This is a genomic window from Streptomyces fumanus (assembly GCF_014655295.1).
GTDB classification, from domain to species: domain Bacteria; phylum Actinomycetota; class Actinomycetes; order Streptomycetales; family Streptomycetaceae; genus Streptomyces; species Streptomyces fumanus.
This window is the reverse complement of sequence record NZ_BNBI01000001.1, coordinates 749,238-762,325: the sequence shown is the minus strand read 5'-3', so window position 1 is coordinate 762,325 and position 13,088 is coordinate 749,238. Positions and strand designations below refer to the sequence as shown.

The following is a 13,088-nucleotide window of genomic DNA, read 5'->3' as shown; positions in this document are numbered from 1 at the left end:
CTGGAGCACGCATGAGTACGACCTCGTCGACGACCACGTCCCCCACCCCCGAGCCCGGCCGTTCCGCGGAGGAGGCGGCCCGGCCGGCCCGGCTCATCCAGAACGAGTCCACCACCGAGATCCCCGTCCACCTGCTGTTCCGCGACGACCCCGACCCGGCGCCGGTGCCGCTGCGCCCCGCCGTGGTCGCCCGCCGCCAGGGCACCGGCGAGCAGCCCCGGCCGCGGCGCCCGGCGGTCGAAGCGCGCCCCGCGCCCGAGGTCGACCCCGAGCTGAGGGAACGCCCGGCCGGGGTGCTGCCCGGCGCGGTGGGCGTCCTGGCCGGGGCCTGCGGGGCGCTCGGCTGCGCGGTCACGTCCTGGTGGGCGGGGGTGCTGCCGTCGCCGGCCCTCCAGGCGCTGGGGCTGCCCGCCTGCCCGGGGGCGGGGCTGGGTCCCGGGCCGTGGGCGGCGTACGCGGGGGCCGGGGCGCTGGGGCTGTTCGGGTTCGGCGGGCTGGCCCGGGGGCGGACCGGGCGGGCCTGGGTGCTCGGCCTGTTCGGGCGGTACCGGGGGACCGTGCGGCGCACCGGCCTGATGTGGGTCAACCCGCTGCTGCTGCGCCGCCGGGTGGACGTGCGGCTGCGGCACTGGCGGGGCGGGCCGATGCCCGCGGCGGACGGCGACGGGGTGGCGCTGCGGGTGGTGACGCTGGTGGTGTGGCGGGTGCGGGACACCGCGCGGGCCGTCCTCGGCGTCGAGGACCACGAGGCGTACTTGCGCGAGTGCGTGGAGGCGGCCCTGGCCCGGGTGCCGGTGGAGCCGCCGGGGGCGGCGCGGGGCGCGGCGGAGGCGGTGGCCGAGGCGCTGACCCGGCTGGTCGCGGCGGACGCGGGGGCGGTCGGCCTGGAGGTGTTCTCGGTCCGGCCGGTCCGGGTGGAGTACGCCCCCGAGGTGGCCGCCGCGATGCACCGCCGCCGGATCGCCGCGCTGGACGCCCGGCACCGGGCGAGCGTGCTCGGCTCGGTGGTGGACTCGGTGGAGGACACGGTGACCCGGCTGACCGTGCGCGGCCTGGTCGAGTTGGACGACTACGAGCGCAAGGCGCTGGTGAAGGACCTGACGGTGGCGTTCTGCGCCGGGCGGGGCGAGACGGGGTCCTGACCCGCCCGGAGCCGGTGGGGCGGCCGGTTCCGGGGCCCGTTCCCGGGGCCGTTCGCAAGCCCGTTCCGCGATTGGTATGGACATGTTCAACTAGCGGCAATAATCTGAGCCTTGGTCTAGACCTGCACGCCTCACTGAAACTCCCCACGTTCCCCAGGAGCGGAAGTATGCGCATGAAGACCAAGCTCTACGCCTCGGCGGTGGGCCTGGCGACCACCGGAGCCCTCGTGCTCACCACCGGTGGCTCGGCCAGCGGCCACGGCTACACCGACCTGCCGATCAGCCGGCAGAAGCTCTGCCAGAACGGTTCCGTCAGCAACTGCGGTGCGATCCAGTGGGAGCCGCAGAGCGTCGAGGGGCCCAAGGGCTTCCCCGCCTCCGGTCCGGCCGACGGGCGGATCTGTTCCGCGAACAACACGGGGTTCGCCCAGCTCGACGCCCCGAAGACGCCCTCGGGCACCGCCTGGCCGACCACCAAGGTCACCGGCGGGCAGAACTACACGTTCCGCTGGCAGTTCACCGCCATGCACGCCACGTCCGACTTCAAGTACTACATCACCAAGCCGGGCTGGAACCAGAACCACAACCTGGCCCGCTCCGACCTCAACCTGACACCGTTCCTGACGGTGCCGTACAACGGCCAGCGGCCGCCGTCCACGCTCTCCCACAGCGGTGTGCTGCCGAGCGGGCTGAGCGGACACCACGTGATCGTCGCGGTATGGACGGTCGCGGACACGGCCAACGCGTTCTACGCGTGCTCTGACGTCACCTTCTAGGGACGTCACCTTCTGAGGCTCAGCGAAAGGGCCCCCCGCGCGGCGAGGGGCCCTTCCGTCATGTGCGCCGCCAGGGACTCGAACCCCGGACCCGCTGATTAAGAGTCAGCTGCTCTAACCAACTGAGCTAGCGGCGCATGACTCCCGCCACCCGCTTCCGCGGCCGGCGACGAAGAAAATACTACCTGGTCCGCGGGGGTGCTCCCGACCAGCCACGGCACCCGCGCACGCGCTAGACGCCGAGGGAGAGCAGCAGCGACGCCGCCCCCCGGTTCAGCCCCTCCGCGGCCCGCCGCAGCCGGTACCGCTGCGCCACCGGCAGCGACAGCGCCAGGCACCCCACCCCCGCCCCCGCGGTGACCGGCACCGCCGCGCACACCGTCCCCACCGCGTACTCCTGCAGATCGAGCACCGGCGCGGCGGGCGGCTGCGCCGCCAGCTCCGACAGCAGCACCCGGTCGCTGGTGATCGTGTGCGAGGTCAGCCGGGCCATCCGGTGCCGGGCCAGGTGATCGCGCCGCCCGGCGTGGTCCAACTGGGTCAGCAGGCTCTTGCCGATCGCCGTCGCGTGCGCCGAGCAGCGGAAGTCCACCCACTCGTTGACCTTCGGGGTGTCCGGCCCGTCGGCGTACCGGGTGACGCTGACCTCGCCGTCCACGTACCGGCTGAAGTAGACCGCCGCGCCGACGGTGTCGCGCAGCCCCTCCAGGGTGCGCTGGAGGGTCTCCTCGCGGTCGGGCGCGGAGCCCAGCCGGGCGAGGGCCGCGCCGGGCACGTACGCCCCGTCGGTGATCTGCTCGACGTACCCCTCGCGGCGCAGTGTGCGCAGCAGGGGGGTGAGGCGTCCGGGGCGCAGGCCGGTGCGGCGGGCGAGGTCGGTGACGGTGATGGCGGAGGTGCGCCGCGCCACCGTCTCCAGGACGCGCAGGGCGTCCTGGGCCCAGTGCTGCGGCGCGCTCGGCTCGGGCTTCAGCGCCACGGTGGTCTCCCCCTGCGCTCGCTTGAGTGGGCCGTGGTCCGGGCGGCGGCTCCTTCTCACGATAGCGGCCGGCGGTGCGCGGGGGACGGCCGCCGACGGGACCGGCGGCCCCCGGAACTCCCGGGGGCCGGCCGGCCGTGGTCACAGGACCGCGCTGAGGAACTCCCGGGTCCGGTCGTTCTCCGGTTCGCCGAAGATCTGCTCGGGCGGTCCCGACTCGATCACCCGGCCCGAGTCGAACATCAGCACCTGGTCGGAGATGTCCCGGGCGAAGTTCATCTCGTGGGTGACGCAGAGCATCGTGATGTCGGTGGAGCGCGCGATGTCCCGCAGCACGTCCAGCACGCCCGCGACCAGCTCCGGGTCGAGCGCGGAGGTCACCTCGTCCAGCAGCAGCACCTTCGGCCGCATCGCCAGCGCGCGGGCGATCGCGACCCGCTGCTGCTGGCCGCCGGACAACTGGGTGGGCCGGGCGTCCCGCTTGTCGGCCAGCCCCACCAGCTCCAGCAGGTCCCGGGCCCGCTCCTCGGCCTCGTCCTTGGCCATGCCGAGCACGGTGACCGGGGCCTCGGTGATGTTGCGCAGCACGCTCATGTTCGGGAACAGGTTGAACTGCTGGAAGACCATCCCGATCTGCTTGCGGACCTCGCGGACCTGCTTCTCGGGCGCCGGGAACAGCCGCCGGCCGGCCACGGTGATGGTGCCCTCGTCGGGCTTGGTCAGGGTCATCAGCAGCCGCAGGATCGTGGTCTTGCCCGACCCGGACGGACCGATCAGCGTGACATGCCGGCCGGCGTCGACGGAGAAGTCGAGCCGGTCCAGGACGGTGTGGTCGCCGAACCGCTTGGTCACCTGCTCCAGGCGGATCAGCTCGCCGGACGGCGCCGAGGGGCTCTGCTCCGGGGTGGGAAGGGTGTCAGTGGGCAAGGCGTCGCTCCAGGGCTCGCAGGGCAAGGGAGGCCAGGTAGGACAGGACGATGAAGGCCACGCCGATCACCGTCAGGGGCTCGGTGAAGCGGAAGGTCTCCTGGGAGAACAGGCGGGCCTCCCCGAGCATCTCCAGCACGGTGATCGCCATCAGCATCGGCGTGTCCTTCAGCATGGAGATCACGTAGTTGCCGAGGGCGGGCACCACGCGGCGCACCGCCTGCGGCAGGATCACCGCGGTCCAGGTCCGGCGCAGCGGCAGGTTCAGCGCCGTCGCCGCCTCCCACTGGCCGGCCGGCACCGCCTCGATGCCGGCCCGGTAGACCTGCATCGTGTACGTCGAGTAGTGCAGACCGATGCCGATCACACCGGTGGTCAGCGCGGAGGCGGTCACGCCCCACTCCGGCAGCACGTAGAACAGGAAGAACAACTGCACCAGCAGCGGGGTGTTGCGCACGAACTCGGTGACGATCCCCACCGGCCAGGTCACCCAGCGCGAGGGCACCCGCATCAGCAGCGCCCACACCAGGCCGAGCACGAAGGAGATCGCCGAGCCGAGGACCAGGATCCGCAGGGTGACCAGCAGTCCGTCCCAGAAGTGCGGCATGAAGTCGGAGACGGCGCTCCAGTCCCAGTTCATCGCACGCCCCCGATCCCGGCCGGCTCCGGCAGCGCGCTCTCGCGCTTCCGCGGCGCCTTGCCCACCTGCGCCTTCAGCTTCTTCTCCAGCCCGCGCATCGCCCGGGTCAGCAGGAACGCGATGACGAAGTAGATCAGCAGGATGTACGTGTAGATCTCCGCGCTCTCCTGGAGCGCGAGCCGCACCAGGTTGCCGCTGAACGCCAGGTCGCCCATGCCCATGATGGACACCAGGGCGGTGCCCTTGAGCAGCTCCACCAGCAGGTTGGAGAAGGGCGGGATCATCTCCGGCACCGCCTGCGGCAGCAGGATCAGCCGCATCCGCTGCCAGGGCGTGAAGCTGAGCGCGATCCCGCCCTCCTGCTGCGCCGGGTCCACCGCGACCAGCGCGCCGCGCACGATCTCCGCGCCGTACGCCCCGTAGGTCAGGCCGAGCGCGAGGGTGCCCGCCCACAGCGGGACGAGCTGCCAGCCGAAGGCCGGGGGCAGCACGAAGAACACCCAGAAGATCATCACGAGCGCGGAGGTGCCGCGGAACACCTCGGTGTAGAGGCCCGCGAGGAAGCGGACGATCCACAGCTTGTGGGTGCGGGCGACCCCGGCCACGAAGGCGGCCGCCGTCGCCAGCAGTGCGCTGAGCACGAGCAACTGGACGGTGACCCAGGCGCCCTTGAGTACCAGTTCCCACAGTCCCGAGGTCATCCGCCGCACAGCTCCTTCGCGGTCAGCTCGGTCATCTCGTCCTCGGTGAACCCGAAGGGCCGGAGGATGCGCAGCAGTTCGCCGCTCTTCTTCAGCTTGTGCAGCTCGGTGTTGAAGGCGTCGCGCAGTTGGGTCTCGGTGCGGCGGAAGGCGAAGCCGCCGCCGTCCACGTGCGGCCGGCCGTCGACGACCGGCTTGAACGCCTCGGTCACCTCCGCCTTGGTGGACTTCCTCACCACTTCGCGGGTGGTCACCGCGGTGCCCGCGAACACGTCGACGCGGCCCGCCTCCACCGCGTTCAGCCCGGCCACCTGGTCGGGCACGATGAGGATGTCGCTCTCCTTGTAACCGGCCTCCACCGCGTAGGCGATCTCCGCGTAGCCGGTGCCGGTGGCGAACCTCGCCTTCTTCCTCACCACGTCCCGGTAGTCGCGCAGGCCCAGCGGGTTGCCCTTGCGCACGACGAAGGAGTCGAGCATCTGGTAGTCGGGGTCGGAGAAGATCACCTGCGCGCAGCGCTCGGGGTTGATGTACATGCCGGCGGCCACGACATCGAACTGCTGGGAGTTCAGGCCCGGGATGAGCGAGCCGAACTCCGTCGGCACCGGCTGCACCCGGTCCACCCCGAGCCGCTTGAAGACGACCCTGGCCACCTCCGGCGCCTCGCCGGTCAGTTCGCCGTTCTTGTCGATGTACCCGAAGGGGATCTCCCCGGCGATGCCGAGGCGGACCACGCCCTGGGCGCGGAGCCGGTCGAGCAGCTCACCACCGTCGGTGCCGGAGGCGGTGGCCACCCGCGAGCAGCCGGCGGCCCCCAGCGCGCCGAGCGCCGCGACCCCCGCGAGCAGCGACCGGCGGGTGGGCCCGGGTATGCGGTCGAGTTGTCCCCGTGGCGGGGTTCTGTGTGGTGGAGCCATGGGCGCGCGCCTGCCCAACGCCGGGAGAGTTATGCCGGTCGTTTTCGGCCGGGCGCCGGGCCGCCGGTGATCTCGGCCAACCCGGTGACGATGTGGGCGGCGCCGCCCCGACGGGGTACCCGTGCCCTGGAACCGTGCCGGGCGCCGGACGGTCCGGCGGCGCGGCACGGGCCGTACGCCGGGCCGTCGGGGACGCCCGCAGCGGTCCGGACGAAGAGCACGCAGCGGAAGGGTGGACATGACAGCACTGGGATTCCTGTACCCGGGCCACTCCGGCGAGGACGACTATCCGCGTATCGAGCAGCTCCTGGGCAGCGACATCCGGGTGGACCTGGTGCACACCGAGATCGGCGCGGACCCGCACCGGGCGGACGCGCTGCGCGAGCCGGGCTCCCATGCGAAGCTGGCGGCGGGCGTGCAGGAACTGCGGCACGCCGGTGCCGAGGCGGTCGTCTGGGCGACCACCAGCGGCAGCTTCGCGCACGGCTGGGACGGGGCCCAGGAACAGGTCCGGTCCCTGGCGGCGACGGCCGGGATGCCGGCCTCCTCCACCTCCTTCGGCTTCGCCCACGCGGCCCGTGAGCTGGGGGTGCGCCGGGTCGCGGTCGGCGCGACGTACCCCGGGGAGGCGACGCGGCTCTTCACGGACTTCCTGGCCGCGGCCGGCCTGGAGGTGACCGGGGCGCACAGCGCCGGGATCGGCACGGCGGCGGAGGCCGGCGCGTGGGGCGAGGCGGAGCTGCTGGCGCTGGCCCGGGCGGCCGACTCCCCGGCGGCCGAGGCGCTGCTGCTGCCGGGGACGGCCCTGCGCACGGTGGCGCACCTGCCGGTCCTGGAGAAGGAGCTGGGCAAGCCGGTCCTCACCGCCAACCAGGTCACCGTCTGGGAGGCGCTGCGGCTGGCCGACCGCCGGGTGAACGCGCCCGCGCTGGGCGCGCTGTTCACCCGGGAGCCCCTGGTCCAGGTGTGAGAGGGCACCGCGGAACGCGAGAACCCCGGCACCGCTTCCGCGATGCCGGGGTCCTCTTCTTCCTGGAGCGCTGGGCAGGTCTCGCACCTGCATTTCCCCGCAGGAAGCGGGGCGTCTTGCTTTGGACCACCAACGCACTGCCGCTCTCCGGGAGTTGCCCCGGCGACCGGTGTGAGAAAACCGTACATCAGATGGTCGTCCCGCGCACATCGAGATCACTGCCGGCCGTTCCCGCAGGTCAGTACAACCTTGTCGGGGTCATGCCGGTCTTGCTCGCGTGAACCCTGTGCCGCACCTGTGCACAGGGCGTTGATCAGGGAGATGCCCCATGCGAGCCACCGCCGTCCGCCGTACCGCCCTGACCGCCTCCGCGGTCACCCTCACGCTCATGGTCACCGCCTGCGGTGGCGGCGACGGGGACGGCGACTCGAAGGCGAAGGCCGGCGCGGACACCGCGGCCGCGAAGCCGGCGGCGAAGGCGCTGACCGCCGCCGAACTGGAGAAGGCCGTGGTCACCACGGCCGACGTCAAGGGTCACGAGGTGAAGAAGCCCGGCAAGGACGACGTCTTCGCGCCCGGCGCGATCAAGACCGGCAAGCCCGAGTGCGAGCCGGTCGCCCTGGTGATGTCGGCGCTGCCGGCCGACGAGCCCGCGGCGAGCGTCCAGCGCGTGGTCACCGAGCAGCACTCCCCGGCGGCGAGCGGCCCGTCCGTGGAGGACCTCGCCCAGATGACCGAGGAGGAGGCCGAGCAGGCGATGCTCGACTCCCTGGACCTGACCAAGACGATGACCTCGCTGTGGTCCTACGACGGCGACGGCGCCCAGCAGGCCCTCGCGGCGCTGCGGGAGGCCGGCCGGAAGTGCGCGGGCGGCTTCCCGGTGACCATCGACGGTGACAAGCAGCGGGTCACCGAGGTCGCCGAGGACAAGGCCGGGGCGGGCGAGGAGTCCCTCGCCTGGACGGTGGCCTCGCAGGGCGCGGACGGCCCGGTCGAGACGAAGGTCGTGGTCTTCCGCAAGGGCGCCACCCTCGCGGGCTTCTCGTCCTTCAACATCGCCTCGGTCGCCCGGGGCGAGACCTTCGCGGCCCCCACGGCCCTGATCGAGGCGCAGGAGGCGAAGCTCGGCTGACCCGGGCGACGAGAAAACCCCCGGTACCGTCTGCGCGGTACCGGGGGTTCTCTTCTTCCTGGAGCGCTGGGCAGGTCTCGCACCTGCATTTCCCCGCAGGAAGCGGGGCGTCTTGCTTTGGACCACCAACGCAGTGCCGGTCACGGCGGGTTGCTCTCCCCGACCGGCGCGTGATCATCGTACCGCATCCCGGAGGGCCGGGCCCGCCCCGCCCGTGACGGACCCCACCCCGCCCCACCAGGAATAAGCCCCCCACCCCTCCTGTTGACCCCGGGGCGATACGACACCTAAGCCAGGAGGCAGCGCACCATGTCCGATGACGTCGCAGGGGAGATCCGGGGCACTACGCGGGGCACCGCTCCCGTCCCCCTCTCCGTCCTGGACCTGGTCACCGTCGGGGCCGGGCGGACCGCCTCCGACGCGCTGCGCACCAGCGTGGAGATCGCGCGGCTCGCGGAGGCCCGGGGCTACCACCGGTACTGGGTGGCCGAGCACCACTCGATGCCCGGCGTCGCCTCCTCCTCGCCCGCCGTGATCCTCGCCCACCTCGCCGCGCACACCGAGCGCATCCGGCTGGGCTCGGGCGGGGTGATGCTGCCCAACCACGCCCCGCTGGTCATCGCCGAGCAGTTCGGCACCCTGGAGGCGATGGCCCCCGGCCGGGTCGACCTCGGCCTCGGGAGGGCCCCCGGCACCGACGGTGCCACCGCCGCCGCCCTGCGCCGCACCGACCGGCTCAACGAGGGCGCCGACGACTTCCCCCAGCAGCTCGTCGAGCTGACCCGCTTCCTGGACGACGACTTCCCCGACGGGCACCCCTACCGCCGCATCCACGCCGTGCCCGGCCCGGTGCAGGCCACCTCGCCCGGCGGGGTGCAGTCGCCGCACCGGCCGCCGATCTGGCTGCTGGGCTCCTCCGGGTTCAGCGCCCGGCTGGCCGCCACCCTGGGGCTGCCGTTCGCCTTCGCCCACCACTTCTCCGCGCAGAACACCATTCCCGCGCTGGAGCTGTACCGCCAGACCTTCCGCCCGAGCGAGGTGCTGGCCGAGCCCTACGCCCTGATCGGCGTCTCCGCGCTCGCCACCGAGGACGAGAAGGAGGCCCGGCGCCAGGTGCTCGCCGCCGCGCTGAACATGGTCCGGCTGCGCACCGGCCGGCCGGGCCTGGTGCCCACGCCGGAGGAGGCCGAGGCGTACGACTTCAGCCCGATGGAGCGGGACTTCGTGGAGTCCTGGAACGCCAACGTCATCCACGGCACCCCGGACGCGGTCCGGGCCGGCCTGGACGACCTGCAGAAGCGCACCGGCGCCGACGAGCTGATGATCACCGCCAACGCCCACGGCGGCGATGTCCGGCTGCGCTCCTACGAGCTGATCGCCGACGCCTACGGCCTGCCCGCGGCCGGCTGAACCAGCAGCTCGGAGATGCGGTCCGGCGGGACGGGGCGGGAGTAGAGCCAGCCCTGTCCCGTGTCGCAGCCGATCCGGCGCAGCCGGGTGGCCTGGTCGGAGGTCTCCACGCACTCCGCGGTGACCGTCAGCCCCAGCTTGTGGGCGAGCTGCACCATCGCCTCGACGATGACCTCGTCGGCCGGACTGGTCCGGTCCGCGTCCCGCTCGGCGCCGCGCGCGTCGTACTGGAAGCCCCGGACGAAGGAGCCGTCCAGTTTCAGCACCGACACCGGCAGCCGGCTGAGGTAGGCGAGGTTGGAGTAGCCGGTGCCGAAGTCGTCGATGGCGATGTGGACGCCCATGTCGCTGAGCGCCTTCAGGGTCTGCAGCGGGCGCCCGGCGGAACCCATCACCGCCGACTCGGTCAGCTCCAGTTGCAGCAGCTCCGGCGCCAGGCCGGTCTCGGTCAGGGTCCGGGCCACGTCGGCGACCAGGTCGGAGTCCCAGACCTGGCGGACCGCCACGTTCACGCTGACGAAGATCGGCGGCTCCCCGGGGTGGTCGAGCTGCCAGCGCCGGGCCTGCGCACAGGCGGTGCGCAGCACCCAGCGGCCGAGCGGGACGATCGAGCCGTCCTCCTCCGCCAATGTGATGAACCGATTCGGCGCCAGTAGGCCGAACTGAGGATGATTCCAGCGGATGAGCGCCTCGACGCCGCGCAGCCTGCCGTCCTCCATGCCCACCAGCGGCTGGTACTCCAGGGCGAACTCCCCGCGGTCGATGGCCGCGCGCAGGGTGGAGGCGAGGGCCTGGCGGGTCATGCGGTGCGCGTTGCGCTCCGGGTCGAACAGCGTCCAGCGGTCCCTGCCGTCGGCCTTCGCCCAGTACAGCGTGGTGTCCGCGGCCTGCACCAGCCCGGTCGGCGTGGTCCCGGCGGCGTGCCGCTCGACCACCCCGATCGACGCGGTGACCGAGACCCGCCGCCCGGCCAGGTCGAACGGCTCGCGCAGCGCGCCGCGCACCGCCTCGGCCAGCTCCGCGAGCTGATCGGTGCCGGTGGAGTCCTCCACCAGCAGCGCGAACTCGTCCCCGCCGAGCCGGGCCACCAGGGGCGTGCCGGTCCGGGTCCGGGCGGCCTGCTCCGCGCAGCGCGTGAGACGCTCGGCGACGCCCGCCAGCAGCCGGTCGCCGACCCGGTGGCCGAGGGTGTCGTTGACCGCCTTGAAGCCGTCCAGGTCCAGGTGGCACAGCCCGATCCGCCCGGTGCCGCCCTCGTACGACTCGGGCTCCAGGGCGGCGCTGAGGCGCTCGAAGAACAGCGCCCGGTTGGGCAGCCGGGTCACCGGGTCGTGCATCTGCAGGTGCCGCAGCTTCGCCTGGAGTTCCCGCCGGGCGCTGATGTCCGCGACCGACAGCAGCAGGCCGGGCGCGTCCCCGGCCAGCGGCGCCACCGTGACCTGGGCCCACAGCGACTGCCCGTCGGGGCGCTTGAGCCGCCGGGTGCAGCGCAGCCGGGACTGGGCGCCGCTCAGCACCTCGCGGTACGCCTGCCAGGTACGGGCGTCGGAGGCGAGGTCCACCAGATCGGCCGCCGCGCATCCGGCGAGCGCCGCCGGGTCGGTGCCGAGCAGGGTGCCGAAGGTGTCGTTGGCGCTGACCACCAGGCCCTCGGGATCGACGACCGCCATGGCGAGCGGGGCCGTGGTGAAGGCCGAGTGGTAGGGCGGCGGTCCCGCCCCGGGGACTTCGGAGCCACGAGGAGCCACCTGGACATCACTCTCTGTCACGGCTGACCCGTCGAGGTCTGCCGCGGGCGCCGGCCCTTCGGACGTTCCGCTCACCGCTCGCTCCCGCAGTGCCTCGATCTCTGTCCGTGCAGGAAAGTGTGCCGATCATAGAGGGTGGCCCCCGGCCCTTCCAGCCCGCAAGACGGCCCACGGGACCGGCGCACCCTCCTGACAGATCGTTTCTGCTCGTACCGGCCCTGGTCCTAAACGCCTCCGACCAGTTGTGACGTTCCGTTAATGCTCCGGGTGCCACCTTCGGCGGATTCTCCGTACGACTCACCCGTCCGACGCAGGCGAACAGGGCGCAGTACGACAAATCATCACAAGCTGGGTGCGGTGTTCCGCAACCGCATCCGGAGGTCTCCCGTGCCGCGCCAGCTCCCCCTGAGGAGGCTTCCCCGCGAGGCCCTCGAGGAACTCGACGCGACCCCTCGGAGCGGCCCGGCCGGTCTGCGCCCCAAGCTGCGCGGCGCGGCGGCGGTGTGCACGACCATGTCCGCGCTGGCCGCGACCTCCCTGGTCACCGCCCCCTCGGCGGCCGAGCCGTTCTCGCCCGCGCCCTGCGCCCTGGAACGCACCGACGCCCACCACTCCGAGGGGCTGGACACCTGGAACGCCGCCTATCCGCGCCCCGCGCGGACGGTGGACGCGGTGATGGTCTTCCTGTCCTTCCCGGACTCCCGGCCGCTGACCGCACCGCGCGAGCTGGCCGCCGACCACTTCCCGGCCACCAGCCGCTTCTTCCGGCGCGCCTCCTACGGCACCTTCACGCTCCGCCCGCACCCGCTGCGGCACTGGGTCGCCATGCCGCGCCCGTCCACCGCGTACGCCATACAGCGCGACTGGAGCGCCCGGCACCGGGCCGCCTATCTGCGCGACGCGCTCGCCGCGGCCGACGGGGCCGTGGACTTCTCCCGGTACGACGTCGTGTACTTCGTCGCCGACCCGGACGCGCCCGGCGTGGACTCGGACGCCACCAAGGTCGTCAACCTGGACACCCCGCTGCGGGCGGACGGCACCGACATCCGGCGGGTCGTCACGGTGTTCGAGAACCATCCGCCGGACCGGCTGGTCCTCGCCCATGAGACCGGGCACGTCTTCGACCTGCCCGACCTGTACCACCGGCCGGCCGACGGCAAGGGCGACTGGGACACCCACGTCGGCGACTGGGACCTGATGGGCAGCCAGTTCGGGCTGGCGCCGGACCTGTTCGGCTGGCACAAGTGGAAGCTGGGCTGGCTGCGGCCCCGCCAGGTGGCGTGCGTGCGGGGCAGCGGGCCGGTCCGGCTGACCCTGGAGCCGCTGGGCGCGGGACCACAGGCGCCGGTGACCGGGGCGGCGGGGGCGCCCGCCTTCGGGCTGGGCCGGGGCACCAAGCTGGCGGTGGTGCGCACCGGGGCGGGCGACGCGCTCGCCTTCGAGGCGCGCGGCCGGGTCGGCAACGACGGCGCGGCCTGCCGGGCGGGGGTGCTGGTGTACCGGGTGCGCAGCGGGGCCGAGTCCGGGCGCGGGCCGATCCGGGTGATCGACGCCCACCCGGAGACCGAGGCGTGCTGGGAGGAGTCGGTCTACCCGCCGCTCGCCGACGCGCCCGTCGCGCTCGGCGAGAGCTTCACGGTGCCGGGGGAGGACGTACGGGTGGAGGTGGAGGGGCGGACGGCGTCCGGGGCCTGGACGGTGGAGATCAGCACCGGATGAGCCGGACGAGCCGGACGAGCCGCTTCA

12 protein-coding genes and 1 tRNA gene are annotated in these 13,088 nt (G+C 73.1%); 6 read left to right on the top strand and 7 right to left on the bottom strand.

All coding sequences use genetic code 11. The features are described 5' to 3' along the window. Positions 1-11 precede the first annotated feature (11 nt). Together IE316_RS03365 and IE316_RS03360 are read left to right on the top strand one after the other, a co-directional pair. Positions 12-1,142: an SPFH domain-containing protein gene (locus tag IE316_RS03365; RefSeq protein WP_190202555.1), complete on the top strand. Its 1,131-nt coding sequence runs from the start codon at positions 12-14 to the stop codon at positions 1,140-1,142. 167 nt (positions 1,143-1,309) lie between these two features. Continuing rightward, the gene (locus IE316_RS03360) at positions 1,310-1,918 is read left to right on the top strand and encodes a lytic polysaccharide monooxygenase auxiliary activity family 9 protein (protein WP_190202554.1); all 609 of its coding nucleotides are present in this window, start codon (positions 1,310-1,312) and stop codon (positions 1,916-1,918) included. A gap of 63 nt (positions 1,919-1,981) precedes the next feature. On the opposite strand, the gene IE316_RS03355 is transcribed toward IE316_RS03360, so the two are convergent. From IE316_RS03355 to ehuB, 6 genes are all read right to left on the bottom strand, one after another. Further along, positions 1,982-2,055, bottom strand: a tRNA-Lys gene (locus IE316_RS03355). A gap of 95 nt (positions 2,056-2,150) precedes the next feature. Next, complete coding sequence (locus tag IE316_RS03350) at positions 2,151-2,897, bottom strand: IclR family transcriptional regulator (RefSeq protein ID WP_190202553.1); 747 nt, start codon at positions 2,895-2,897, stop codon at positions 2,151-2,153. A gap of 141 nt (positions 2,898-3,038) precedes the next feature. Continuing rightward, positions 3,039-3,824: an ectoine/hydroxyectoine ABC transporter ATP-binding protein EhuA gene (ehuA, locus tag IE316_RS03345; protein WP_190202552.1), complete on the bottom strand. Its 786-nt coding sequence runs from the start codon at positions 3,822-3,824 to the stop codon at positions 3,039-3,041. Then, the gene (gene ehuD / locus IE316_RS03340; protein WP_190202551.1) at positions 3,814-4,464 is read right to left on the bottom strand and encodes an ectoine/hydroxyectoine ABC transporter permease subunit EhuD; all 651 of its coding nucleotides are present in this window, start codon (positions 4,462-4,464) and stop codon (positions 3,814-3,816) included. The genes ehuA and ehuD overlap by 11 nt, the downstream gene beginning before the upstream one ends. After that, on the bottom strand, positions 4,461-5,165 hold the full coding sequence (ehuC, locus tag IE316_RS03335; protein ID WP_190202550.1) for an ectoine/hydroxyectoine ABC transporter permease subunit EhuC: 705 nt from the start codon (positions 5,163-5,165) through the stop codon (positions 4,461-4,463). Before ehuC ends, ehuD begins: the two co-directional genes overlap by 4 nt. Next, positions 5,162-6,082, bottom strand: coding sequence for an ectoine/hydroxyectoine ABC transporter substrate-binding protein EhuB (ehuB, locus tag IE316_RS03330; protein ID WP_190202549.1), 921 nt, complete (start codon positions 6,080-6,082; stop codon positions 5,162-5,164). Before ehuB ends, ehuC begins: the two co-directional genes overlap by 4 nt. A gap of 238 nt (positions 6,083-6,320) precedes the next feature. Here ehuB and IE316_RS03325 point away from each other — a divergent pair, with 238 nt between their 5' ends. From IE316_RS03325 to IE316_RS03315, 3 genes are all read left to right on the top strand, one after another. Next, complete coding sequence (locus IE316_RS03325) at positions 6,321-7,052, top strand: maleate cis-trans isomerase family protein (protein ID WP_190202548.1); 732 nt, start codon at positions 6,321-6,323, stop codon at positions 7,050-7,052. A 328-nt stretch (positions 7,053-7,380) separates the two neighbouring features. Next, positions 7,381-8,184, top strand: coding sequence for a hypothetical protein (locus IE316_RS03320; RefSeq protein ID WP_190202547.1), 804 nt, complete (start codon positions 7,381-7,383; stop codon positions 8,182-8,184). 309 nt (positions 8,185-8,493) lie between these two features. After that, positions 8,494-9,594: an LLM class flavin-dependent oxidoreductase gene (locus IE316_RS03315; RefSeq protein ID WP_190202546.1), complete on the top strand. Its 1,101-nt coding sequence runs from the start codon at positions 8,494-8,496 to the stop codon at positions 9,592-9,594. Here the strand turns inward: IE316_RS03315 and IE316_RS03310 are convergent. After that, positions 9,570-11,417, bottom strand: coding sequence for a putative bifunctional diguanylate cyclase/phosphodiesterase (locus tag IE316_RS03310; protein ID WP_190202545.1), 1,848 nt, complete (start codon positions 11,415-11,417; stop codon positions 9,570-9,572). The genes IE316_RS03315 and IE316_RS03310 overlap by 25 nt on opposite strands. Before the next feature lie 312 nt (positions 11,418-11,729). Between IE316_RS03310 and IE316_RS03305 the strand changes: the two genes are divergently transcribed. Then, positions 11,730-13,061 (top strand): M6 family metalloprotease domain-containing protein, encoded by a 1,332-nt coding sequence (locus tag IE316_RS03305; protein WP_229910166.1) that lies wholly within the window; start codon positions 11,730-11,732, stop codon positions 13,059-13,061. The last annotated feature ends 27 nt before the right edge of the window (positions 13,062-13,088 follow it).